20 protein-coding genes are annotated in these 22,836 nt (G+C 75.4%); 3 read left to right on the top strand and 17 right to left on the bottom strand.

The window, feature by feature from the left end; all coding sequences use genetic code 11:
- From AB6N23_RS09640 to AB6N23_RS09630, 3 genes are all read right to left on the bottom strand, one after another.
- Window positions 1-1,563, bottom strand: a 1,563-nt coding sequence (locus AB6N23_RS09640; protein WP_412865861.1) for a DNA polymerase Y family protein, incomplete at its 3' end; no start/stop codon positions are given.
- Entirely contained in the window at window positions 1,563-2,582 is a 1,020-nt protein-coding gene (locus AB6N23_RS09635) for a hypothetical protein (protein WP_412865860.1), read from the bottom strand. The genes AB6N23_RS09635 and AB6N23_RS09640, both read right to left, overlap by 1 nt.
- A 166-nt stretch (window positions 2,583-2,748) precedes the next feature.
- Window positions 2,749-3,414 (bottom strand): trimeric intracellular cation channel family protein, encoded by a 666-nt coding sequence (locus tag AB6N23_RS09630; RefSeq protein ID WP_412865859.1) that lies wholly within the window; start codon window positions 3,412-3,414, stop codon window positions 2,749-2,751.
- Between the two features lie 100 nt (window positions 3,415-3,514).
- On the opposite strand from AB6N23_RS09630, the gene AB6N23_RS09625 reads away from it, so the two are divergent.
- Together AB6N23_RS09625 and AB6N23_RS09620 are read left to right on the top strand one after the other, a co-directional pair.
- Window positions 3,515-4,057, top strand: coding sequence for a YbhB/YbcL family Raf kinase inhibitor-like protein (locus AB6N23_RS09625; protein ID WP_412865858.1), 543 nt, complete (start codon window positions 3,515-3,517; stop codon window positions 4,055-4,057).
- A 59-nt stretch (window positions 4,058-4,116) separates the two neighbouring features.
- A complete protein-coding gene (locus AB6N23_RS09620; RefSeq protein ID WP_412865857.1) occupies window positions 4,117-4,692 on the top strand; it encodes a YbaK/EbsC family protein in 576 nt (191 codons plus the stop codon).
- A gap of 26 nt (window positions 4,693-4,718) precedes the next feature.
- Here AB6N23_RS09620 and AB6N23_RS09615 read toward each other — a convergent pair whose 3' ends face one another.
- The 11 genes from AB6N23_RS09615 to AB6N23_RS09565 form a co-directional block, all read right to left on the bottom strand.
- Window positions 4,719-5,816 (bottom strand): right-handed parallel beta-helix repeat-containing protein, encoded by a 1,098-nt coding sequence (locus AB6N23_RS09615; protein ID WP_412865856.1) that lies wholly within the window; start codon window positions 5,814-5,816, stop codon window positions 4,719-4,721.
- Window positions 5,817-5,888: 72 nt separating this feature from the next.
- Window positions 5,889-6,758 carry a TrmH family RNA methyltransferase gene (locus AB6N23_RS09610; protein WP_412865855.1) on the bottom strand — a complete coding sequence of 290 codons (870 nt, stop codon included), beginning with the start codon at window positions 6,756-6,758 and terminating at the stop codon, window positions 5,889-5,891.
- Window positions 6,689-7,993, bottom strand: coding sequence for an MFS transporter (locus AB6N23_RS09605; RefSeq protein WP_412865854.1), 1,305 nt, complete (start codon window positions 7,991-7,993; stop codon window positions 6,689-6,691). Before AB6N23_RS09605 ends, AB6N23_RS09610 begins: the two co-directional genes overlap by 70 nt.
- A complete protein-coding gene (locus AB6N23_RS09600; RefSeq protein WP_412865853.1) occupies window positions 7,990-9,297 on the bottom strand; it encodes an endo-1,4-beta-xylanase in 1,308 nt (435 codons plus the stop codon). Before AB6N23_RS09600 ends, AB6N23_RS09605 begins: the two co-directional genes overlap by 4 nt.
- Before the next feature lie 101 nt (window positions 9,298-9,398).
- Window positions 9,399-11,414 carry an ABC transporter ATP-binding protein gene (locus AB6N23_RS09595; protein ID WP_412865852.1) on the bottom strand — a complete coding sequence of 672 codons (2,016 nt, stop codon included), beginning with the start codon at window positions 11,412-11,414 and terminating at the stop codon, window positions 9,399-9,401.
- Window positions 11,411-13,192: an ABC transporter ATP-binding protein gene (locus AB6N23_RS09590; RefSeq protein WP_412865851.1), complete on the bottom strand. Its 1,782-nt coding sequence runs from the start codon at window positions 13,190-13,192 to the stop codon at window positions 11,411-11,413. The genes AB6N23_RS09595 and AB6N23_RS09590 overlap by 4 nt, the downstream gene beginning before the upstream one ends.
- A 209-nt stretch (window positions 13,193-13,401) precedes the next feature.
- Window positions 13,402-14,580: an SPFH domain-containing protein gene (locus AB6N23_RS09585; protein ID WP_412865850.1), complete on the bottom strand. Its 1,179-nt coding sequence runs from the start codon at window positions 14,578-14,580 to the stop codon at window positions 13,402-13,404.
- A 65-nt stretch (window positions 14,581-14,645) separates the two neighbouring features.
- Window positions 14,646-15,122 (bottom strand): NfeD family protein, encoded by a 477-nt coding sequence (locus tag AB6N23_RS09580; RefSeq protein WP_412865849.1) that lies wholly within the window; start codon window positions 15,120-15,122, stop codon window positions 14,646-14,648.
- Window positions 15,123-15,231: 109 nt separating this feature from the next.
- Window positions 15,232-16,038: an ABC transporter ATP-binding protein gene (locus AB6N23_RS09575; RefSeq protein WP_412865848.1), complete on the bottom strand. Its 807-nt coding sequence runs from the start codon at window positions 16,036-16,038 to the stop codon at window positions 15,232-15,234.
- A 74-nt stretch (window positions 16,039-16,112) separates the two neighbouring features.
- Window positions 16,113-17,189, bottom strand: coding sequence for a GNAT family N-acetyltransferase (locus tag AB6N23_RS09570; RefSeq protein WP_412865847.1), 1,077 nt, complete (start codon window positions 17,187-17,189; stop codon window positions 16,113-16,115).
- A 68-nt stretch (window positions 17,190-17,257) separates the two neighbouring features.
- Window positions 17,258-19,384 (bottom strand): DNA gyrase/topoisomerase IV subunit B, encoded by a 2,127-nt coding sequence (locus AB6N23_RS09565; protein ID WP_412865846.1) that lies wholly within the window; start codon window positions 19,382-19,384, stop codon window positions 17,258-17,260.
- Between the two features lie 149 nt (window positions 19,385-19,533).
- On the opposite strand from AB6N23_RS09565, the gene AB6N23_RS09560 reads away from it, so the two are divergent.
- Window positions 19,534-19,797, top strand: coding sequence for a DUF7455 domain-containing protein (locus tag AB6N23_RS09560; protein WP_378208832.1), 264 nt, complete (start codon window positions 19,534-19,536; stop codon window positions 19,795-19,797).
- Between the two features lie 233 nt (window positions 19,798-20,030).
- On the opposite strand, the gene AB6N23_RS09555 is transcribed toward AB6N23_RS09560, so the two are convergent.
- The 3 genes from AB6N23_RS09555 to AB6N23_RS09545 form a co-directional block, all read right to left on the bottom strand.
- A complete protein-coding gene (locus AB6N23_RS09555; protein WP_412865845.1) occupies window positions 20,031-21,608 on the bottom strand; it encodes an RNA polymerase sigma factor in 1,578 nt (525 codons plus the stop codon).
- Window positions 21,609-21,805: 197 nt separating this feature from the next.
- Entirely contained in the window at window positions 21,806-22,201 is a 396-nt protein-coding gene (locus tag AB6N23_RS09550) for a universal stress protein (protein WP_412865844.1), read from the bottom strand.
- A gap of 96 nt (window positions 22,202-22,297) precedes the next feature.
- Window positions 22,298-22,836, bottom strand: a 539-nt coding sequence (locus AB6N23_RS09545; protein ID WP_412865843.1) for a DUF4192 family protein, incomplete at its 5' end; no start/stop codon positions are given.

Below are 22,836 nucleotides of genomic sequence, written 5' to 3'. Positions count from 1 at the left end.
CGATCGGCGTATGATTCTCGTGGGCTCGGAGATGTGTATATGTGACCGGCGCACCGTCGTCGGCGGGCCGCTCAGGCGTCCGCGGCGGTCGACGCCGACGGGCTGTCCGGCGGCGTCGCGCACGTCGACGCGCACGGGCGCGGTCAGCACGGTCGCCGGGGCGGGGTCCGGCAGCCGCCCGGGCCACGGCAGCGCGGCCTCGCGCGGCGGTGCGCTCTGCTCGCCCCACGGGCGCACGTGCACCTGGTCGCGCGCGTCGCGACCACCCTGCAGCGTCGCGGTCAGCACGCCCGCGCCGCCGACGATGCCCTGGGCGCGCTCGAGCGCCCGGTGCGCGCGCAGGTCCCCGCCGGAGGGGCCGCCCCACAGGCGGGTCTGCTCCGCCCCGGCGGGTGCGACGTCGAGCGCGGTGAGCACGAGCCGCACGAGCGCGACCGCGTGCTCGTCCTCGGGCTCGACGGCCGGGGCGTCGGCGACGTCGAGCAGGTCGAGCAGGTCACCGCCGGCCCGCGGACGGCCCGCTCCGGCGACGCGCGCGGCACGGCGTCGGTCCCGCGCGGTCGCCGCCGCCGTCGCGGTGAGCCACCCGTCGAGCTGCCAGCGGATGCGGTCGGTGATGCGCGCGGGCGTCAGCCCGCCCCAGCCGCCGACGTCGGTGCGCCAGGTGCGCACGAGGTCGACGCCGTCGTCGGTGCGCGCGCTGACCTGCAGGCGGCCGCACGTGACGGACCGCGCGACGAGCTCGTCGTGCAGCTCCTCCGCCAGGCGGCGCCCGGCGAACGTCGCGGCGTCGACCCGCTCGACGGGCGGGTCGAGCGCGGTCGCCACCTCGAGGTCCGCCTCGGGGCGCCGGCGCGCCGGGGGACGCTCGTCGAGCCCGCGCGCGAGCGTGTGCGCCCACGTGCCGAGCCGGCCGAACCGGGCGTGCACGTCCCCGGGCGGCAGCGCGGCGAACGCCCCGAGCGTGCGCAGGCCGAGCCGGTGCAGCAGGTCGACGAGGCCGGCGACCTCGACCGCGGCCTCGGGCGTCACGGTCGCGTGCACGAGCTCGGTCACGCCGTGCGGGGCGAGGAACACCGGCGACGCGCCGGGCTCCACGACCGCGCCCGTGCGCGCCGCGAGCACCGCGGCCAGCAGCCCGTCGGCGGTGCCGACGCCGCACTCGTGGCCCGTCCCCCGCGCCACCGCGTCGACGAGCCGCTCCGCGAGCGCCTCCTCCGACCCGTGGTACCGGCTGGCGCCGTCGGCGGGCAGCAGGAGCAGCCCGGGTCGCACGACCTCCACGCCCGCGACGACGGTCTCGGCCGCGGCGGCGACCGGCTCGAACAGCCGCACGTCGCGGGCGTCGTCGGCGGGGAGCAGCACGAGCTCGGGGCAGCAGCCCTGCGCCTGGCGCCGGCGCATGCCGCGTCGCACGCCCTCGGCGCGTGCGAGCGCGGACACCGCGGTGACGCGCCGCCCGTCGTGCACCGCGGCGGGCAGGTGCCCGGGGACGTCGTCGGCGGCGGTGGCGGCGACCACCGGCCAGTCCGGCACCCAGACGACCGTCGTGCGCGTGGTCATCAGCCCACCAGCCGCAGGCCGGTGCGCCGCTCGTCCGGCGTGCGCGTGCGCCCCGGGCCGGTCGGGGCGCCGTCGCCGGGCGGGCCGAACGGCAGCACGACGTCCACGGCGTGCGGCACGGCGGCGGTCCCCCGGCCCGTGCGGCGCACGCGCAGCTCGCGCGTGCGCAGCCGGCCGTCGCCCGTGCCGACACCGGTCCAGCGGGCCTGCTCGACCGTGAGGACCACCGCGGCCCCCGGCCACGCGACGGTCGGCAGCAGCACCGACCCACGCTCGCGCGCCCGGGCGGACAGCCGCCTCCGGTCCGCGTCCGTGAGCACGGCACCCGGCCCGACGAGCACGACGTCCACGCCGTCGAGCAGCGCGCCGAGCACCGTCGCGGTGTCCGCACCCGGGTCGGGCACGGCGGCGAAGCGCGCGAGGTCGACGCCGGCCTGCGCGGCCGCGAGCAGGCCGAGGTCGGGGTGCCCGACCGCGACCGCCCACGCGCCGCCCGAGCAGGCGTGCGCGAGCACGCCCAGCGCGAGCGACGTCGACCCCAGCACCGCGGTCGTCGCACCGCGCCGCAGCCCGTCCGGCAGGACGTCCGCGAGCGCCGGGGGCACGGGCAGCGGCGGCCGCTCCGAGGTGAGCAGCGACGTGCGGCGCACCACCGGCACGCCCGTCGCCGGGGCGCCGGGCGCCGGCGGCCGGTCGTCCGGCCCCGGTCGGTCGTCGACGCCCCCTGCGCCGACGACCGACCGGTCCGCGGCGCGCGCACCGGCGAGGCCGTGCACCTCCACCAGGCCGCGCGCCTCGACGACGCCGCGCCCCCCGCCGCCGCGTCGTCCGTCCTCGTGCCGTCCGACCTCGTGCCGTCCGACCTCGTGCCGTCCGTCGTCGTGCCCCTCGGGCCGCAGCGCGGGCACCGGCCACGCGGGCGCGGGCTGCGTGCGCACCGCCCGGGCCCCGGTGCGCTGCTCGGCGGCGGCGAGCGCCGCACGCGCCCGCTCGACCCGCTCCGCGGTGCTGACCGCCACCACGCCACCTCCGCACACCCGTCCTGGCACCGACCCGCGCGGGCCGTTCGAACACGTGTTCGATCATGCCAGTAGACGCCGACACCGACGGGGGTGTCAATCCGGCTGCGCCGCTCGTGCGACGCCCGCCCGGGGCAGGCGGGGCGCTCCTGCGCGACCGTCCGCGTCAGCGGTCCGGGTCGTCCGCGCGTGCGCCGGCGTCCCACGCGCCCGGGGGTCGCGGGGCATCGAGACCGTAGTGCAGACCGACCATCCGCACGGCGAAGCACGCGAGCGCGGCCCCGAGCGCCGCGGGCGCACCGAGCACCTCGTCGACGCCGCCCGCCGCCGCCAGCACGGCGAGCGTCGCGCCGACCAGCGCCGGGATCGCGTACAGCTCGCTGGTGAGCACGACGGGCACGCGGCGGACGAGGACGTCGCGCATCGTGCCGCCGCCGACCGCGGTCACCACCCCGAGGATGACGGCCTGCGCCGGCCCGGCACCGAGCGCGAGCGCCTTCCCCGCACCCGTCACGGCGAACAGGCCCAGCCCGGCGGCGTCGAGCACGTCGATGGGGCGCTGGAAGCGCTGCAGGCCCCGACCGAACAGGAACGCGAGCACCCCGCCGGCGGCGGCCGCCGCGAGGTAGCGCCCGTCGCGGAAGGACGCGGGCGGCAGCGCGTCGAGCAGGACGTCGCGCACGATGCCGCCGCCGACGCCGGTGATGATCCCCAGCGTCACGACGCCGACCAGGTCCACGCGCGCCACCCGCACCGCCACCAGGGCACCGTTCAGCGCGAACGCGAACGTGCCGAGCAGGTCCAGCACCAGCAGCACGGGGACGTCGCTCACGGCACGGGTCTACCGCATCCGCGCGTGCGCGGCCCGCCACCGCCGGTGAGGATGGGCGGGACCGCCCGGCGACCGGCGCCGGGCCCACCCGGAGGTCACCGTGCCCGCGTCGCTGACCCGTCCCGTCGCCCCCGAGCCGTACGCGCTCCTGCCCGCCGTCCCCGCGTTCACCGTGACGAGCACGGACTGGGTGCACGGCGAGCGCGTCCCCGACGTGCACACCAACACCGACGCCGGCGAGAACGTGTCGCCGCAGCTGTCGTGGTCGGGGTTCCCGGCGGGCACGCGCGGGTTCGCGGTGAACGTGTTCGACCCGGACGCGCCGGGCGTGGCGGGGTGGTGGCACTGGACCGTGCTGGGCATCCCGGCGTCGGTGACGACGCTCGAGCGGGGAGTCGGCACCGAGGACGGCGTGGGCCTGCCCGCCGGGGCGTTCCAGCTGCGCGGCGACGACGGCGTCGCGGCGTACCGCGGCAGCGCGCCGCCGCCCGGGGACCAGGTGCACCGGTACTACGTCGCCGTGCACGCGCTCGACACCGACGACCTCGGCCTGACGCCGGACACGCCCCCGGGCGCGGCGAGCGCGACCCTGGTCTTCCACACGCTCGCCCGCGGCGTGCTCATGGCGACCTACCAGCGCTGACCGGCGGCGTCGATCGGTCGGGCGCCGGCCCGTCGGTGCCGCCGGTTACCCTGCCTCGCATGACGACCACGACGCTCGGCTCGCTCACGTGGGAGCGTGCCGTCGACCGCCCCGACCTGCTCGCCGACCCGACCGCCGCCGCCGTCCGCGCGTGGGCGGACGCGGACCCGGCCGTCGCCGACGCGGTGCTCGTCACGGCCATCGACCCCGACCTGGCGGACACCGCGGCGATGACGGAGGCGTACGACCTCCCGCTGGAGGCGTCGGTCAACTGCGTGCTGGTCGCAGGGCGCCGCGCGGGCGAGGAGAAGGTCGCCGCCGCGCTCGTGCGCGCCACGACGCGCGCCGACGTCAACAACGCCGTCAAGCGGCTGCTCGACGTGCGCAAGGCGTCGTTCCTGCCGATGGACCGGGCCACCGCCGAGTCCGGCATGGAGTACGGCGGCATCACCCCGCTGGGGCTGCCGGTCGGCTACCGCGTGCTCGCCGACGCGGCGGTCGCCACCGACCACCCCGCGCTCGGCGGCGTCGTGGTCGTCGGCAGCGGGCTGCGGCGGTCGAAGATCGCGCTGCCCGGTGCGCTGCTGGCACGGGCACCGGGCGTGGAGGTCGTCGAGGGGCTCGGGCTCGCCTGACGACCTCCACGCCGGCACGGCGCGGATCAGGACTGCGGCGTCCCGTCGCACACGACGCCCACGCACTGCGGCTCGTTGCCGTTCCCGCGCGCGACGTTGCCGCCCAGGTCGGTCACCCCGGGCGCGTAGATGCCCCAGCCGGTGCTGCGTCGCACGTCGTTCCCGCCGACCTCGATGCCCGCGTCGCCCGGGTCCAGCCGGATGCCGTCGCCGTTGAGGCGGAACACGTTGCCCGTGACGCTCCCGGTCCCGGCGGGGGTGCCGAGCGCGACCCCGGTCCCGTTGGCACGGAACGTGCTGCCGTCGACGGACGCGCCGTAGGTGCCGATGAGGACGGCCGTGGTGTTGGCCGTGAACCGCGAGCCCGCGACGTCGAGGAAGGCCCACGAGCCGTCGACGGCGGTCTCCGACCCCGTGAACCTGCTGCCCGCGACCGTCACCACCGCGACGCTCGCGGCGGTGATCCCCGTCGCGTTGTCGTCGAACGCGGTGTCCCGCACGTCCACGGACCCCTCGTACACGCTGATCGCACGCTCGTGGCGCAGGAAGCGCGAACCGGTGACGACCGTGTCGCCCCCGTCCGCCCGCAGCCCGAACCGGTTGTCGGCGAGGGTCGTCCGGTCGATCGTCACCGGCACGGACCAGGCGGCCTCCACGGCGGCGTCGCTGCTGCCGGTGACCGTCGACCGCGTGATCGTCGTCGGCTTCGCCCACTCGCCGAGCTGCGTGGCGGACACGTCGAGCCCGTCGACGTTGTCCCGGAAGCGCATCCGGTCCACCGTGAGCGGGCCTGTCCCCGCGTCCTCCACCCCGTAGGTGCGCAGGCCGGCGCCCCACCCGGTCACGGTGCCGTTGCGGACGCGGACCGCCCCCGCGGACGCCACCTCGACGCCCACGCCGTCGCCGGGACCGCGCAGCGTGTGCCCGCGCAGGTCCAGCGTGACGCCGGCCGCGAGCCGCAGGCCGGGCCCGGCCAGGCAGGTGAGGTCGGCGCGCAGCGCGGTGTCCACGGTGAGCGTGTCGCCGCAGGCGGGCTGCGGAGGAGCGGCGGACGCGGGTGGTGCCACCAGGACGGCGGCGGCGGCGGCGAGGGCGAGGACGGGCAGGACGGGACGAGCGCGCATGTGTTCCCCCTGGTGTGCGTCGACACCGGCGCCGACGTCACCCCGAGGGTCGTGCGCATGCGTGCCCGGCTTCTACCCGTCCGTCCGCTTTCCACCCGGGTGAGACGTCGGACGCGTCGCCCAGAACGCCACCGCCGCGGCCGCCGCGACGTTCAGCGAGTCGACGCCGCCGGCCATGGGGATCCGCACGACGACGTCCGAGGCGGCGACCGTCGACGGCTTCAGCCCGTGGCCCTCGGCACCGAGGACGAGCGCGAGCCGCTCGGGCGGGTCGGCGACGAGCTCGTCGAGCGTGATCCCGTCGTCCGACAGCGCGAGGGACGCGACCACGAACCCCAGCCCCCGGAGCGCGTCGACGCCCTCGGGCCACGGGTCGACCCGCGTCCACGGCACCTGGAACACCGTCCCCATCGACACCCGCACCGACCGCCGGTAGAGCGGGTCCGCGCAGCGCGGCGTCACGAGCACCGCGTCGACGCCGAGGGCGGCCGCCGACCGGAAGGCGGCGCCGACGTTCGTGTGGTCGACGACGTCCTCGAGCACCGCCACGCGCCGCGCACCCGCGCCGTCGCGCGCCCCGGCGAGCACGTCGGCCACGGACGGCAGCACCGGCCGGTGCATCGCCGCGAGCGCGCCGCGGTGCACGTGGAAGCCGGTGATCGCCTCGAGCACCGGCTCGTCGGCGACGTACACGGGCACGTCGTCCCCCGGCAGCCCGGCGAGCATCGCCTCGACGTCACCGAGCCAGCGCGGCGCCAGGAGCACCGACCGCGGGCGGTGCCCCGCGCGCAGCGCCCGCCCCAGCACGGTCGAGCTCTCGGCGATGTACAGGCCCTGCTCGGGCTCGAGCCGCCGGCGCAGCGCGACGTCGGTCAGGCGGACGTAGTCGGCGAGGCGGGGGTCGTCGCGGTCGGTGACGGGGCGGAGGTCGGGTCGTGCCACGGCGTCGATCCTCCCAGGGACGCCCGGGTGCGTCGGACCGCGCGCCCGCCCAGCAGCGCCATGACGAGCCCGACCCCGGCGACCACGGGCACGAGGACGAACGCCTGGTGGCTGCCGACCTGGTCGGCGACGGCGCCGAGCGCGAACGGCGCCACGCCGACGGCGAGCGCGCCGGCGAGCGTGGCGTGCGACTGCGCGCGGTCGCGCCGCCCCGGCGACGCCGCGAGCAGCAGCGCGACCGACAGCGGGTACTGCGCGCCGTAGCCGAAGCCCGCGACGACGAGCCCGGTGAGCGCGACCGCCGTGCTCGTCGCCGTCCACAGCACCGCCCACCCGCCGACCGAGATGACGAACGAGGCGGCGAGCAGCGTCGCCGGCGGCACGCGCAGCGAGAGCGGGCCGACGACGAACCGCATGGCCGTCATGCCGGCGGCGAGCCCGGCGGTCGTCGCCGTGGCGATGCCCGCGCCGGCGGACGTGCGCTCGAGCACGAGGTCCGTCGCCCAGAACGTCGTCGCGAACTCGAGGGACGTCGCGGCGACGAGCGCGGCGAGGAAGAACGTCGACGCCCGCACCCCGCGCGCAGGTGCCGGCGTCGTGACGCCCGCGCGTCCCGCCCCGCCGGCCGCGCCGGGTGGCCCGGCCGGCGCGGGCCGCTCGAGCGCGGGCGACCGCGGCAGGCGCGCGACCAGCACCGCCGTCGCGACGCCCAGCACGGCCGTCACGACGACCCCCGCACGCCAGCCCCAGCCGATCGCGACCGACGCGCCGACGGCCAGCGGCCCGAGCAGGCCGACGCCCGACCCGACCCCGTTCGCCTCGGTGATCGCGGCGGACGCCGTCGGCCCGTGGTGCGCCGCCAGGGCGACCTGCGCCGTCGCGATGAGCAGGTTCCCGCCGACCGCCGTCACGAGCATGCCGGTCAGCGTCACCGGCAGGCTGCGCCCCAGCAGCAGCCCGGCGAGGCCCCCGGCGACGACGAGCGCCGCCACGACGAGCGTCGTGCGCCGCCCGAGCCGTGCCGCGGCCCGCGGGATCAGCGGTGCCGCGACGAGCCCGCCGGTGGCCATCGCGGTGCCGTGCAGGCCGGCCTGCGCCGCGCTGACGCCGAGCTCGTCGGCGAGCAGCGGGACGCTGGGGTTGAAGCTGTACAGCAGCCAGCCCCAGACGACGAACGGCGTGTACAGCCCGAGCGTGAGCGGGTCACGCACCAGCCGGTGCCCGACGGTGCTCACCGGCCCACGACCACCTCGGTCTGCGCGTCACCGCCCGCGGCGGGCAGCTCGACGTCGTGGCGCACGCCGTCGACCTCGACCGTGTAGCGCCCGGCGAACCCGCGCAGCTCGACGGCGCCGTCGGCGTCGGCGGTGACGTCGGTCGCGCCGAGCCACCACTCGCCCTTCACGAGCCCGCGCAGCGTGTCGTACGCCGGCTTCGGCGTGCCGTCGGCGCGCACGAGCCCGCCCGGCGCGTTGAGCCACATGCCGTGGTCGGACAGGCCCCAGTACGTGGCCGCGTCGACCATGGGGTGCCCCAGCAGCGTGCGGTAGTGCTCCTCGACCTCGCGGGCCTGCCGCTCCTCGCCCTCGGGCGTCGACGGCCACTCGTCGACCTGGTGGTCGTTGAGGTCGTCGTAGTGGGCCGGCATGAGGTCGCCGGACAGGAGCGTCGTCTCCGTGAAGTGCATGCGCAGGCCGAAGCGGGAGAAGCGCTCGAGCACGTCGAGCGTCTTGTCGCGGCCCCAGGCGCCCTGGTGCATGTGGCTCTGCAGCCCGAGCGCGTCGATGCGGACGCCGGCGGCGAGGGCCTCCTCGACGAGGTGCTCGTAGTCCTCGGACATGTCGAAGTCGTTGAGCAGCAGCATCGCGTCCGGGTTCGCGGCGCGGGCCTCGTCGAAGGCGAGGCGGATCATGCCGATGCGCCCGACGGTCGCGGCGACGCGCGTGACGGCGTTGTCGTCCTTGTCGAACACCGGCATGATCACGACCTCGTTGATGGCGTCCCAGACGTCCACGAGACCGGCGAGCTCGCCCGCGTCACGCTGCACGCGGGCGCGCAGCAGGCGGAGCACCTCGTCGTCCGGCAGCGGCTTGAGCCAGTCCGGCTGGACGGTGTGCCACACGAGCGGGTGGCCCTTCACGGCGACACCGCGGTCCACGTAGTGCTGCGCGGCGGCGCGCAGGGCCGCGGTGCGCGGCTCACCCTGCACGGGCTCGAACGTGCCCCAGTAGAAGGGCAGGGTGGCCTGGTTGAAGACGTCCAGGTACAGCTCGTCGAGGCGGGCCAGCAGCTCGTCCTCCTGCGGCGTCAGCGACGTGCCGCCCGGCAGGGCGGCGGCCGCGCGCTGCACCTCGTCGAAGCCGATGTTGCCGAACCAGAAGGCGTGGGACCGCTGCTCGGCCCGCACGCGCGCCCCGGCGAGCGGACGGCCTGCGGCGTCGGTGAGGCGGACCCTGAGGCTGCGGACGCGGTGACGCAGCGCCGGGTCGGCGACGACCGGGGCGTCGGCGCGGGCGGGCTGGGCGGGCGTGGTCGACAACGTGGTCCTCCTCGAATCGTTACGGGCACAGCATCGCCGCCGCCGTCGACCCGCACAAACGGCGCGCCGGTCCCGCGTGCGTGCGCGGCGGGCCCGCCCGCTCAGTCCACGGGTGCGGTCGCGGCCGCGAACTGGCTCGCGTAGAGCCGCGCGTAGGCCCCGCCGGCCGCCAGGAGGTCGTCGTGGGAGCCCTTCTCGACGATGCGCCCCTCCTCCATGACGAGGATGACGTCGGCGTCGCGGATCGTCGACAGGCGGTGCGCGATGACGAACGACGTGCGGCCGGTCCGCAGCGCGCCCATCGCCTGCTGCACGAGCACCTCGGTGCGCGTGTCGACCGACGACGTCGCCTCGTCCAGGATGAGGATCACCGGGTCGGCGAGGAAGGCGCGCGCGATCGTCAGCAGCTGCTTCTCCCCCGCCGACACGCTGCCGCCCTCGTCGTCGAGCACCGTGTCGTAGCCGTCGGGCAGGGTCCGCACGAAGCGGTCGACGTGCGTGGCGACGGCCGCCTCGACGACCTCCTCGCGCGTCGCGCCGTCGACGCCGTACGCGATGTTCTCCGCGATCGTGCCGCCGAACAGCCACGTGTCCTGCAGCACCATCCCCATCTGGCCGCGCAGCTCGTCGCGCGTGAGGTCGCGCGTGTCGACGCCGTCGAGCGTGATGCGGCCCGCGTCGACCTCGTAGAACCGCATCACCAGGTTGACGAGCGTCGTCTTGCCCGCGCCGGTCGGTCCGACGATCGCCACGGTCTGCCCCGGCTCGGCCACCACGCTGAGGTCCTCGATGAGCGGCGTGCCCGGCTCGTAGCGGAAGGACACGTGCTCGAACGCGACGCGCCCGCGTACCGGTCGGTCGAGCCGCACGGGCGCCACCGGGTCCGGCGTCTGCTCGTCGGCGTCCAGCAGCTCGAAGACGCGCTCGGCCGACGCGACGCCGGACTGCAGCAGGTTCGCCATCGAGGCGATCTGCGTCAGCGGCTGGGTGAACTGCCGGCTGTACTGGATGAACGCCTGCACCTCGCCGAGCGTCATCGAGCCCGACGCGACCCGCAGGCCGCCGACGACCGCGATGACGAGGTAGTTGAGGTTCGAGAGGAACCCGAGCGCCGGCTGGATGATGCCGCTGATGAACTGCGCCCGGAAGCTCGACTCGAACAGCTCGTCGTTCCGCTCGGCGAACGTCCGCGCCGCCTCCCGCTGCCGCCCGAAGACGGTGACGAGCTCGTGCCCCGTGAACATCTCCTCGATGTGGGCGTTCAGCCGCCCCGTGGACGCCCACTGCCGGACGAACTGCGGCTGCGACCGCTTGGCGATGGCGCCCGCGACGGCCACCGACAGCGGCACCGTCACCAGCGCGACGACCGCGAGCAGCGGGGAGAGCCAGAACATCATGCCCAGCACGCCGACCACCGTGAGCACGGACGTGACCAGCTGCGACAGCGTCTGCTGCATCGTCTGCGCGACGTTGTCGATGTCGTTGGTGACGCGGCTGAGCAGCTCGCCGCGGGGCTGGCGGTCGTAGTAGGACAGCGGCAGGCGCGCCAGCTTCTCCTCGACGTGCGTGCGCATGCGCAGCACCGTGGCCTGCACCGCGCGGGCCGTCAGACGCCCCTGCAGCCAGCCGAGGACGAACGCCGCCAGGTACACGACGAGCACCACGAGCAGGATGCCGCCGAGCCGCCCGAAGTCCACCCCCTGGCCGGGCACGACGCGGTCCATGGCGGCGACCATGTCGGCGAGCTGGTCCTGACCGCCCGCGCGCAGGGCGTCGACCGCCTCCTGCTGCGTCGACCCGGCCGGGACGACCTCGGTGAGGCCGCGCGAGACGACGCCGTCGAACAGCACGTTCGTGGCGTCCCCCAGCAGCTTCGGCCCGGCGACCGCCGCGGCGACCGACAGCGCCCCCAGCACGAGGACGGCGACCAGGCGGGCACGCTCGGGCCGCAGCACCGTGAGCAGCCGGCGCAGCGAGCCGCGGAAGTCCAGCGACCGCTGCACGGGCATGCCCAGGCCCATCCCCATGGGACCGCCGCGGGGACCACCCGGGCGCGGCGGCGGGACGGCAGGCGTCCCGTCCGCCGCCTTCGTGCTCTGCTCCGGTCCGGCGCTCATGCCGCCTCCTGCGCGCTGAGCTGCGAGTAGACGATCTCCTGGTACGTGGTGCTCGACGCCAGCAGCTCGTCGTGCGTGCCGTCGCCCACCACGCGCCCCTCGTCGAGGACGAGGATGCGGTCGGCGTAGCGGATGGTCGCGACCCGCTGGGCGACGACGAGCACCGTCGCGTCGCGCGTCTCGGGCACGAGCGCCGCGCGCAGGGCCGCGTCGGTCGCGTAGTCGAGCGCCGAGAACGAGTCGTCGAACAGGTACACCGACGGCCGTCGGACCAGCGCACGCGCGATCGCCAGGCGCTGGCGCTGCCCGCCCGACAGGTTGGTCCCGCCCTGCGCGACCGGTGCCTCCAGCCCCTCGGACAGCGCCTCGACGAAGTCGCGCGCCTGCGCGACGGTCAGCGCGTGCCACAGCTCGTCGTCGGTGGCGTCCGGGCGTCCGAAGGCCAGGTTGGACCGCACGGTGCCCGAGAAGAGGTAGGGCCGCTGCGGGACCAGGCCGATGCGCGACCACAGCGCCTCGGGGTCGGCGTCGCGCACGTCGACGCCGTCGACGAGGACCTGCCCGGCCGTGGCGTCGTACAGCCGCGGCACGAGGTTGAGGAGCGTCGTCTTGCCCGCGCCGGTGGACCCGATGACGGCGGTGGTGCGCCCGGGCTCGGCGACGAACGAGACGCCCTGGAGCACCGCCTGCTCGGCGCCCGGGTAACGGAACTCGACGTCGCGCAGCTCGAGGACACCCGTGCGCGGCCGACCGCCGTCACCGGGACCGTCGGCCCCGGCGCGGGACCGGACGGCGGCGAAGGGCACCGGCGCGGCGGGCGGCACCACGGTCGACGACGTGTCGAGCACCTCGGTGATCCGCTCGGCGGCCACCATGGCGCGCGGCACCATCACGACCATCATCGACGCCATCATGACGGCCATGAGGACGAACATGATGTAGCTGAGGAAGGCGATCAGGGACCCGATCTGCATCTGCCCGGCGTCGACGCGCCGGGCGCCGAACCACACGACCGCCACGCTCGAGGCGTTCATCACCAGCATCACGGCGGGGAAGAGCAGCGCCATGAGCAGCCCGGTGCGCAGCGACGCCTCGTACAGGCTCGCGTTCGCGACCTCGAACCGCGCGCGCTCCTGCCGCTCGCGGACGAACGCGCGGACGACCCGCACGCCCGCGAGCTGCTCGCGCATGACGCGGTTGATGCCGTCGATGCGCTTCTGCATGCGCCGGAACCACGGCACCATCCGCGTCACCACGAGCGCGACGACGCCGACGAGCACGGGCACGACGACGAGCAGCAGGCCGGACAGCGCGACGTCCTCGCGCAGCGACATGACCACGCCGCCGACCAGCATCAGCGGCGCCATGACGAGGAACACGAACGTCATGAGCACGAGCATCTGCACCTGCTGCACGTCGTTCGTCGTGCGGGTGATGAGCGTCGGCGCGCCGAACCGCCCCATCTCCTGCTGCGAGAACGACTGCACGCGGTCGAACAGGCGCCCGCGCACGTCCCGCCCGAACGCCATGGCCGTGCGGGCGCCGAACCACACCGCGCCGACGGAGGCGACGACCTGCACGAGGCTGATCGCGAGCATCACGCCGCCGATCCGCCAGATCGCGGCCGTGTCCCCGCGCGCGACGCCGTCGTCGATGATGTCGGCGTTGAGGCTCGGCAGCCACAGCGTCGCGAGCGTCTGCACGAGCTGGAGCACGAGGACCGCGAGCACCGCACCCCGGTAGGGACGCAGCTGCTCGCGCAGCAGTCGCATGAGCACGGCCGTTCCTCCTCCGCGGGACCGGCTCACACGCTCCCACGCGCCCCGCGACGCGCCAACCCCGATCCACCGGTCGTCCGCTCAGGGCGGACACGGCCCGCGGCGACGGCGGTCCGGCGAGCCCGCGCCGGGCCGGTACGGCGCGGCGGCGGCCGCGTCCCGGAGGGACACGACCGCCGCCGGTGCGTCGGCGCGCGCGCCGGGCGCCGTCAGGACCCGGCGGTGGGCGGCTCGGGCTGCTGGCCGCCGGGAGCCTCGGGCGCGGCACGGCGGACGGGTGCGTCGACGCCCGGCCGCTGGCCGTGCTCGGCGCTCCGGTCGAACGGTGCGCCCGTCAGGGTGCCGGCGGTCGTCGCGTCGGCCGTCGCGGCGGCGGACTCGCGCCGCGCCTCGGCGAGCGCCTCGCTCGGGTCGGTGAGGGAGGTCGGCGGCAGGTCCTCGGCGGCGAGCGGCGAGCTGCCGGCCGGCCGCGTCTCGTACCCGCCCCCGTCGCCCTCGCCGCCGGTGAACCCCTTGGCGAGGAAGCCCAGCGCGCCGCTGAGCTCGGAGGGCAGGAACCACATCTTGCTCGACGGGCTCGACGCGATCTTCGGGAGCGTCTGCAGGTACTGGTAGGCGAGCAGCTTGGGGTCGGCGTCGCCGCGGTGCACGGCGTCGAACACCTGGAGGATCGCGCGGGCCTCGCCCTCGGCCCGGAGGATCGCGGACTGCGCGTCACCCTCGGCCCGCAGGATCGCCGACTGCTTCTCGCCCTCGGCGGTGAGGATCTGCGACTGCTTGACGCCCTCGGCGGTGAGGATCGCGGCGCGGCGGTCGCGCTCGGCGCGCATCTGCTGCTCCATCGAGCCCTGCACCGACGCGGGCGGGTCGATGGCCTTGAGCTCGACGCGGTTGACGCGGATGCCCCACTTGCCGGTCGCCTCGTCGAGCACGCCGCGCAGCTGGCCGTTGATCTGGTCGCGGCTCGTCAGGGTCTGCTCGAGGTCCATGGACCCGATGACGTTGCGCAGGGTCGTCACCGTGAGCTGCTCGATGCCGGTGATGTAGTTGGCGATCTCGTAGACCGCGTCCTTCGGGCTCGTCACCTGGAAGTAGATGACGGTGTCGATGCTCACGACGAGGTTGTCCGACGTGATCACCGGCTGCGGCGGGAACGACACGACCTGCTCGCGCAGGTCGACGTTCGCCCGCACGCGGTCGACGAACGGGATGAGCAGGTGCAGGCCGGCGTCCAGGGTCCGGTTGTAGCGGCCGAGCCGCTCGACGATGACGGCGACGGCCTGCGGCACGATGCGCACCGCGCGCACCAGCGCGACGACCACGAACAGGACGACGAGGCCCAGGACGACGACGAGGGCGATCTGCCCCGGGCTGATGCTGTCGGACATGGGACCTCCGGCGAGTCGTGCCGCCGTGCGGCGGCGGGGGCGGTCCGGGCTGCCGGACCGGGCGGTCAGGCGGGCGCGGCGCCGGTGGCGGGCGGCCCGTCGGTGCGGGGTGCGGGCGCCGTCGCCGCGACCACCGCGGTGGCGCCGTCGATGCGGACGACCACCACGGGCGCGCCGGGTGGCAGGGCGGTGCCGTCGGCGGTGCGCGCCGTCCACACCTCGCCGGCGAGCTTGACCCGGCCCGTCACGCCGTCGACGTCGGCGACGACGACGGCCGGGCGGCCGACGAGCGCGGCGGCGTTCGTCTCGGGCAGGTCGACGCGCGAGCGCAGGTGCCGCAGCAGCCACGGCCGCAGCAGCAGCAGGAGCGCGACGGCGGTCACGGCGGCGACGACGAACTGCACGACGAGCGGGGCGCCGAGCGCGTACGCGACGCCGCCGGCGAGCGCGCCGCCCGCGAACATGATGAGGACCAGGTCGAGCGACACCATCTCGAGGACGCCCAGCAGCAGCGCTCCCCCGACCCACCACAGCCAGCCCATCGCCGCCACCTCCGAGGTCGTCCGTCGTCGGACTCGGTGAGACGATCCTATGCCACGACTTTGCGATCTCGTGGCGATGCCCGGACGGACGGCGACCGGACCGTGGCGGTCAGCGCCCGGACGCGGACCCGGTGGGCGCCGCGTGCGCCGCCCACCGGCCGTCGCCGTGCTCGAGGCGCAGCGGCACGTCGAACGTCCCGGACAGGTTCTCCGCCGTGAGCACCTCGTCGATCGGCCCCGCGGCGAACGCCTTGCCGGCCCGCAGCAGCAGCAGGTGCGTGAAGCCGGGCGGGATCTCCTCGACGTGGTGCGTGACCAGCACGAGCGCCGGCGACCGCGGGTCGCGCGCGAGCTCGGCCAGCGCCCCGACGAGCTCCTCCCGGCCACCGAGGTCGAGACCGGCCGCGGGCTCGTCGAGCAGCAGGAGCTCGGGGTCGCTCATGAGCGAGCGCGCGATCTGCACGCGCTTGCGCTCGCCCTCCGAGAGCGTCCCGAAGAACCGCGCGGCGAGGTGCGCCACGCCGAACGCGGCGAGCAGGTCGTTCGCGCGCGTCTCGTCGAGCTCCTCGTAGGCCTCGCGCCACCGCCCCGTCACGCCGTAGGCGGCCGTGAGGACCACGTCCTTGACGGTCTCGCCCGACGGGATGCGGTCCGCCAGCGCCGCGCTCGAGAGCCCGATGCGCGGCCGCAGCTCGAAGACGTCCGTCGCACCGAGGCGCGAGCCGAGCAGCGTCGCCGTGCCGCGGGTCGGGTGCATGCGCCCCGACGCCACCTGCAGCAGCGTCGTCTTGCCGGCGCCGTTGCGGCCGAGGACGACCCAGCGCTCGCCCTCGCGCACCTGCCAGGACAGGTCGTCGAGGATCGTCGTCGTCCCCCGGCGGATCGTCACGGCCTGCAGGTCGAGCACGCTGGTCATGTCCACAGACCCTAACGTCCGCACGCACCCGCCCGGGCGTCCCGGGCCGGTGCGTGCCGCTCACGTCGCCGACGTCACAGCTCGATCGACCACATCGTCGACGAGTGCACGACCTCGTAGCCGAGCCGCGCGTACAGCCCGTGCGCGCCGGACGGGTTCGCCGTGTCGACACCGAGCTCGGCGTACTCGACGCCGTCGGCGGCGTACGCGCGCATCACCGCGGCGAGCAGGGCCACCGCGACCCCGCGGCCGCGCCACTCGCGGCGCACGCCCAGCAGCTCGGTGTAGCCCGAGCTGTACCCGGCGACCTCCCAGTCGTGCTCGTACCGGCCAGACGTCGCGTACCCCACGACCTCGTCGTCGTCCGCCAGCGCCACGACGCTCCACGCCGGTGCGAACATCGCGCGGTTGGCCCGCCACTGCTCCGGCGTGCGCGGCTCGCTCCCCCAGTGGTCGGCGAACGCCGCGTTGTGCGCGACGCGCACCGCGTCGTCGAGCTCCGGCGACCACGGGACGACGCGCACGCCGTCGATCGCCGGCACGTCCGGCAGCTCCGTGCGCAGCGACCGCCGCATCTCCGTGTAGTAGCGGATCGGCGTGAAGCCCGCCGCCTCGTACACGCGCGCGCTCGCCGGTGCGGAGTCCTCGAGGTAGGCGGCGATCCGCGCCGGCACGTCCTTGCCGGACGCCGCGAGCACCTGCCGCGCACGCCCCTCCAGCCACGCGACGAGCGCCCGGCCCACGCCGCGCCCGCGCCACAGCGGGTGCACGCCGCCGGAGACGAACGCGCGCACGACGTTCGTGTCGCCCGGTGCGGTGTCGACCTGCGCCCAGGCGCGCATCGCGCCCGTGCCGTCGAGCCCGACGAGCGTGTCGCGGGACAGGTCGCGCCACTGCGCCGACAGCTCCTCGACCACCTCCTCGGTGGACGTCCGGAACGGCTGCCCGTCGGCCTCCTCGACCAGCTGCACCAGCCCGGTGAGGTCGGCGGCGTCCTCGACCGTCAGGGGCCGCCACGTCAGGCCCAGGTCCGCCGGCGGTGTCGCCAGGACGGCGGGCGGGGCGGCGCGCTCGGCGACCGGGGCCAGGGGCGGCGGCGGCACCACCCCGTCGTGCGTCGTCGGGGTCGCCACGTCGGTCGTCTCGCTCATGCGCCCCACCCTGCCGTCCCGACGGCTCGCGCTGCCAGCGGTTTGCGTCCGGGACCGCCGGCGCGGCGTCAGGCGTCGATGCGCGAGCGGTCCAACGCGTTCGCGCCGGCCACGATGAAGTCCTTGCGCGGTGCGACGTCCGAGCCCATCAGGAGCTCGAAGATCTCCTCCGCGCGCTGGGCGCCCTCGACCGTCACGCGCCGCAGGGTCCGGTGCCGCGGGTCCATGGTCGTCTCCGCGAGCTGGTCGGCATCCATCTCGCCCAGGCCCTTGTACCGCTGGATGTCGTCCTTGTACCGCCGGCCCGCACGGTCGAGCTTCTTCAGCGTCGCCGTCAGCTCCGCCTCGGAGTACGTGTAGAGGTACTCGTTCTTGCGGGAGCCGGCGCCGATGACCTCGACGCGGTGCAGCGGCGGCACCGCCGCGTACACGCGACCGTCCTCCACGAGCGGGCGCATGTAGCGGAAGAACAGCGTGAGCAGCAGCGTGCGGATGTGGGCGCCGTCGACGTCGGCGTCGGTCATGAGCACGACCTTGCCGTAGCGGGCCGCCTCGAGGTCGAACGTGCGGCCGGAGCCCGCCCCGATGACCTGGATGATCGACGCGCACTCGGCGTTCTTGAGCATGTCGCCCACGGACGCCTTCTGGACGTTGAGGATCTTGCCGCGGATCGGCAGCAGCGCCTGGTAGTCGGAGCTGCGCGCGAGCTTCGCGGTGCCGAGCGCGCTGTCGCCCTCGACGATGAACAGCTCGCTGCGCTCGACGTCGTCGATGCGGCAGTCCGCGAGCTTCGCGGGCAGCGACGACGACTCCAGCGCCGTCTTGCGACGGGAGATCTCCTTCTGCTTGCGCGCCGAGATGCGGGCGCGCATCTCGCCCACGACCTTGTCCAGCAGCGCCGCGGAGTGCGCCTTGTGCTCCCGCTTCGTCGAGGTGAGCAGCGAGGTGAGCTCCTGCTCGACGACGCGCGCCACGATGCCGCGCACGGGCGCCGTGCCGAGGACCTCCTTGGTCTGCCCCTCGAACTGCGGCTCGGCGAGCCGGACCGTGACGACGGCCGTGAGGCCGGCGAGCACGTCCTCCTTCTCGATCCGCTCGGACGAGTCCTTGGACGACACCTTGAGCCGGCGCGCGTTGGCGGTCACCTGCGCGCGCAGCGTCTTGAGCAGCGCGGCCTCGAAGCCCGCGAGGTGGGTGCCGCCCTTGGGCGTCGCGATGATGTTGACGAAGCTGCGCACCTCGGTCGCGTAGCCGGTGCCCCAGCGCACCGCGACGTCGACCTCGCACGTGCGCGACACCTCCTGCGGCGTCATGTGCCCGCGCTCGTCGAGGACCGGCACCGTCTCCGTGAAGGTGCCCTCGCCGGTCAGGTGCCACACGTCCGTGACCGGCGCGTCGGGCGCGAGGTGGTCGACGAAGTCGACGACGCCGCCCTCGTGCAGGAACGTCTCCTCGTGCGGGCCGTGCTCGCCCGGCGTGCCGGGGATGCCGCGCTCGTCCCGGACGGTCAGCGCGAGGCCGGGCACGAGGAAGCTGGTCTGGCGCGCGCGCGTGACGAGCTCGTCGTACGAGAACACCGCGGACGGCAGGAAGATCTGGCGGTCCGCCCAGTAGCGCACCCGGGTGCCGGTCCGCGCCTTGGCGACCTTGCCGACGACGGCGAGCTCGGACCCGGAGACGAACGGCTCGAACGGCGACTCCGGGCTCACGCCCGCGCTGTCGTCGAACACGCCCGGCTCGCCGCGGTGGAAGCTCATGCGGTGCGTGCGGCCGTGGCGGTCGACCTCGACGTCGAGCCGCGCCGACAGCGCGTTGACGACGGACGCGCCGACGCCGTGCAGACCGCCCGACGCGGCGTACGACCCGCCGCCGAACTTGCCGCCGGCGTGCAGCTTGGTGAACACGACCTCGACGCCGGTCAGCCCCGTCTTCGGCTCCACGTCGACCGGGACGCCGCGGCCGTTGTCGCGCACCTCGACGGACGAGTCGGCGTGCAGGACGATCTCGATGCGGTCGCCGTGGCCGCCGAGCGCCTCGTCGACGGAGTTGTCGATGATCTCCCACAGGCAGTGCATCAGGCCGCGGCTGTCGGTCGTGCCGATGTACATGCCGGGGCGCTTGCGCACCGCCTCCAGGCCCTCGAGCACCGAGAGGTGCCGTGCGGTGTAGCCGGGGGTGGAGGAGGTCGTCGTCACGCGGCGATGGTAGCCGGGGCCGCCGACAGCGCCGCGGCACCATGCCGGTCCCCCGCACGGCGCAGGCACGGGCCGTGGCGCACGTCACGATCGTGTGACGCCACGTCACGATCTTGTACGCGGTGGGCGAACCTCGGTCCCTCCGGGACATGGTTCCGCGGTCCGGATGGTTGTATGGAAACGTGACAGGGACGACCATCGACAACACGGCCCCGCTGACGGCTGCCGACCGCTGCGACCGCTGCGGCGCGCAGGCGTACGTCCGCGTCGTGCTCCCGGTCGGCGAGCTGCTGTTCTGCGCGCACCACGCGCGCGAGCACGCACCCAAGTTCGCCACCGTCGCGACGCATGTGCAGGACGAGACCGACCGCCTCCACGCCGAGCACGGCTCGGGGGCACGGGCTCTCTCCTGAGCCAGGCGCCACGGCGCACCACCGACCCCACGAAGGCCCGGACCGGACGGTCCGGGCCTTCGTGCTGTCCGGGCCTCGTGCCGTCCCGGCCCTCGGGCGGCGCGGGCTGCGAGCCGTCCGGGGATCGGCGCCCGCCGTGCCCCGACGTCCCTGCCCCCGGCGCCACGGACGACGACGACCTCGCCACCGCATCGCGGTGACGAGGCCGTCGTCGTGGGTCCGGCGGGGCCGGCTCAGTCGAGGTAGTCGCGCAGGACCTGCGAGCGCGACGGGTGCCGCAGCTTCGACATGGTCTTCGACTCGATCTGCCGGATGCGCTCGCGCGTCACGCCGTAGACCTTGCCGATCTCGTCCAGCGTCTTGGGCTGGCCGTCCGTGAGGCCGAACCGCATCGAGACGACGCCGGCCTCGCGCTCGGACAGCGTGTCGAGCACCTGGTGCAGCTGCTCCTGCAGGAGCGTGAAGCTCACCGCGTCCGCGGGCACGACGGCCTCGGAGTCCTCGATGAGGTCGCCGAACTCGCTGTCGCCGTCCTCGCCGAGGGGCGTGTGCAGCGAGATCGGCTCGCGACCGTACTTCTGGACCTCGACGACCTTCTCGGGCGTCATGTCGAGCTCCTTGGCCAGCTCCTCCGGCGTGGGCTCGCGGCCCAGGTCCTGGAGCATCTGGCGCTGCACGCGCGCGAGCTTGTTGATGACCTCGACCATGTGCACCGGGATGCGGATGGTGCGCGCCTGGTCCGCCATGGCGCGCGTGATGGCCTGACGGATCCACCACGTCGCGTACGTCGAGAACTTGTAGCCCTTGGTGTAGTCGAACTTCTCGACCGCACGGATCAGACCGAGGTTGCCCTCCTGGATGAGGTCCAGGAAGAGCATGCCGCGGCCCGTGTACCGCTTGGCGAGCGAGACGACGAGTCGCAGGTTCGCCTCGAGCAGGTGGTTCTTGGCACGACGGCCGTCCTGCGCGATCCACTCGAGCTCGCGGCGCAGCTTCGGCTCCATCTGGATGCCGGCGTTGAGCCGCTCCTCGGCGAACAGGCCGGCCTCGATGCGCTTGGCGAGCTCGACCTCCTGCTCCGCGTTGAGGAGCGCGACCTTGCCGATCTGCTTGAGGTAGTCCTTGACCGGGTCGGCGGTCGCGCCGGCGGTGACGACCTGCTGCGCCGGGGCGTCGTCGTCGTCCGCGTCGGAGTAGACGAACCCGACGTCCTCGGACGTCGTCGTCTCCTCCTTCGCGGCGGGCTTCGCCGCGGCGGCGCCGTCGCCGGCCGCCTCGGGCGTGGCCTCGTCCGCCTCGGCGGCGTCGTCGTCGACCGTCTCGACGTCCTCGATCTCGACGTCCTCGATCTCGACGTCCTCGATCTCCTCGACCCCGTCCGCGACGTCGTCGCCGGGGGTCGTGGCGGCCTTCGCCGCCGCGGCCTTGGCCGTGCGCGTGGCGGGCTTGGCCGCCGCCTTCGCCGCCGGCTTCGCGGCGGCCTTCGGCGCGGCCTTGGTCGTGGTGGCGGTCGCCCCGTCGGGGCGGGCGGCGTCGACGACCGACGCCTTGGCCGCGGGCCGCGACTTGGCGCTCGTGGCGGCGACGGCGCGACCGGCGGTGCCGAGGTCGTTGACCGTCACACCCGCCGTGCCGAGCCCGCGGACGACGGCGCGCAGGCGCTTGGCACCCTCGACGCCGGCGGCCTCGCAGGCGGCACGCACGGAGCCGGTGTCGACGCTGCCGTGGGTGCGCCCACGCTTGACCAGCTCCTGCAGCGCGGGGTGCTGGAACTCGCGCGGGAGCGCGGGGTGCGGTGTCTGGGACGTCACGAAGGACCTTTCGTCAGCACGGCGACCGGATCCGAGGAGGGGCCCGCAGGACCGGAAGACAGACGGATATTGTACCGACGACCGGGGGCTCGCAGCGCGCGCCGCGGCGCGGCGTGCGGGTGCACGCCGGGGGGTCGTGGGATTCATCGGTACCAACGACGAGGGCACCGGGATGATTCCCGGTGCGGCCGGCGGCCTCAGCTGGCGCCGGGCTTGACCGTGAGCACCGGGCAGGGGGCGTCGAACAGCACGCGCTGCGCGTTCGCCCCGAGGATCAGCTTGCCCACCGGGCTGCGCCGGCGCAGCCCCAGCACGACGAGCTGCGCGCCCACCTGCTCGGCCGTCGTGATGAGGTCGTCCGCGACGTCACCCCCGTCGAGGAGGCGCACGTCGTGCTCCACGCCCAGGCCGGCCAGCTCCTCGCGGACGCGGTCGAGCGCGCCCACCGTCTCCGCACGTCGCTCGGCGAGCTCGTCGGGGCGGATGCTGGCGACGACGACGACGGGCGTGGAGCGCAGGCGCGCCTCGTCGACCGCCGCGTCGAGCGCCGCACGTCCCTCCGGCGTCGCCAGGTAGCCGACCACGATCCCCATCGCGCACCCTCCCTCACGGACCACGCTGGCCTCGGGCGCGACGCTACCGGAGCGGCGCGCCGCCCACGACCGCGCCGCCCCCCGGCCGGCGCCGCGTCAGCTCTCACGACGGACCCACCCCGGCGGGAGCCCCGCGTCCAGCATGCGCGCGAGCAGCGCGGCGAGCCGGTACGTGCCGTCGCCGGCGAGCGCCCGCTCGAGCAGCAGCGACGCCCGCGCCCCGTCGCCGTGCCACCATGCGAGGAGCCCGAGCAGCGTGAGGGCGGGCGCGTGCCCGTCACGGTGCCCGTGCGCGACGACCTGCTCGAGCACCGCCTCGTGACGCCGGCTCGTGCCCGGCGGCGGCATGCCGTCGGCCGGGTCCACCACGCGGGACATCGCCTCGCCGAGCAGCCGGTCGTCCGCGGGGTCCGGGTGCGCGCCGCGCAGGGACCGCTCCGGCAGCGTCCCGGTGCCCGGCACGAGCGAGACGAGGACCGCGTCCCGCACCCGGCGGTCGGCGAGGCCCGCCACGAGCCGGCCGAGGCGGCTGCACGTCGTGCCGCCGCCGGCGAGGCGCCCGCTGCCCCCGCCGCGGGCGGCGCCGGCCCCCCCGGGGCCCGGGCGCGTCGCCGTGTCCGGGCACGCCTGCGCGG

Origin of the sequence: Cellulomonas pasadenensis, from assembly GCF_047229365.1 — a bacterium.
Lineage (GTDB): Bacteria > Actinomycetota > Actinomycetes > Actinomycetales > Cellulomonadaceae > Cellulomonas.
Note: the sequence above shows the minus strand (reverse complement) of the source record. Positions and strands in the feature narration are given on the sequence as shown.

Bases quoted from the DNA above. Each gene is read 5' to 3' on its own strand.
- AB6N23_RS09620 (WP_412865857.1), top strand. From the start codon at position 4,117: ATGACGACCACGACGCTCGGCTCGCTCACGTGGGAGCGTGCCGTCGAC.
- AB6N23_RS09615 (WP_412865856.1), bottom strand. From the start codon at position 5,816: ATGCGCGCTCGTCCCGTCCTGCCCGTCCTCGCCCTCGCCGCCGCCGCC.
- AB6N23_RS09595 (WP_412865852.1), bottom strand. From the start codon at position 11,414: ATGAGCGCCGGACCGGAGCAGAGCACGAAGGCGGCGGACGGGACGCCT.
- AB6N23_RS09585 (WP_412865850.1), bottom strand. From the start codon at position 14,580: ATGTCCGACAGCATCAGCCCGGGGCAGATCGCCCTCGTCGTCGTCCTG.
- AB6N23_RS09580 (WP_412865849.1), bottom strand. From the start codon at position 15,122: ATGGGCTGGCTGTGGTGGGTCGGGGGAGCGCTGCTGCTGGGCGTCCTC.
- AB6N23_RS09575 (WP_412865848.1), bottom strand. From the start codon at position 16,038: ATGACCAGCGTGCTCGACCTGCAGGCCGTGACGATCCGCCGGGGGACG.
- AB6N23_RS09570 (WP_412865847.1), bottom strand. From the start codon at position 17,189: ATGAGCGAGACGACCGACGTGGCGACCCCGACGACGCACGACGGGGTG.
- AB6N23_RS09560 (WP_378208832.1), top strand. From the start codon at position 19,534: ATGGTTCCGCGGTCCGGATGGTTGTATGGAAACGTGACAGGGACGACC.
- AB6N23_RS09550 (WP_412865844.1), bottom strand. From the start codon at position 22,201: ATGGGGATCGTGGTCGGCTACCTGGCGACGCCGGAGGGACGTGCGGCG.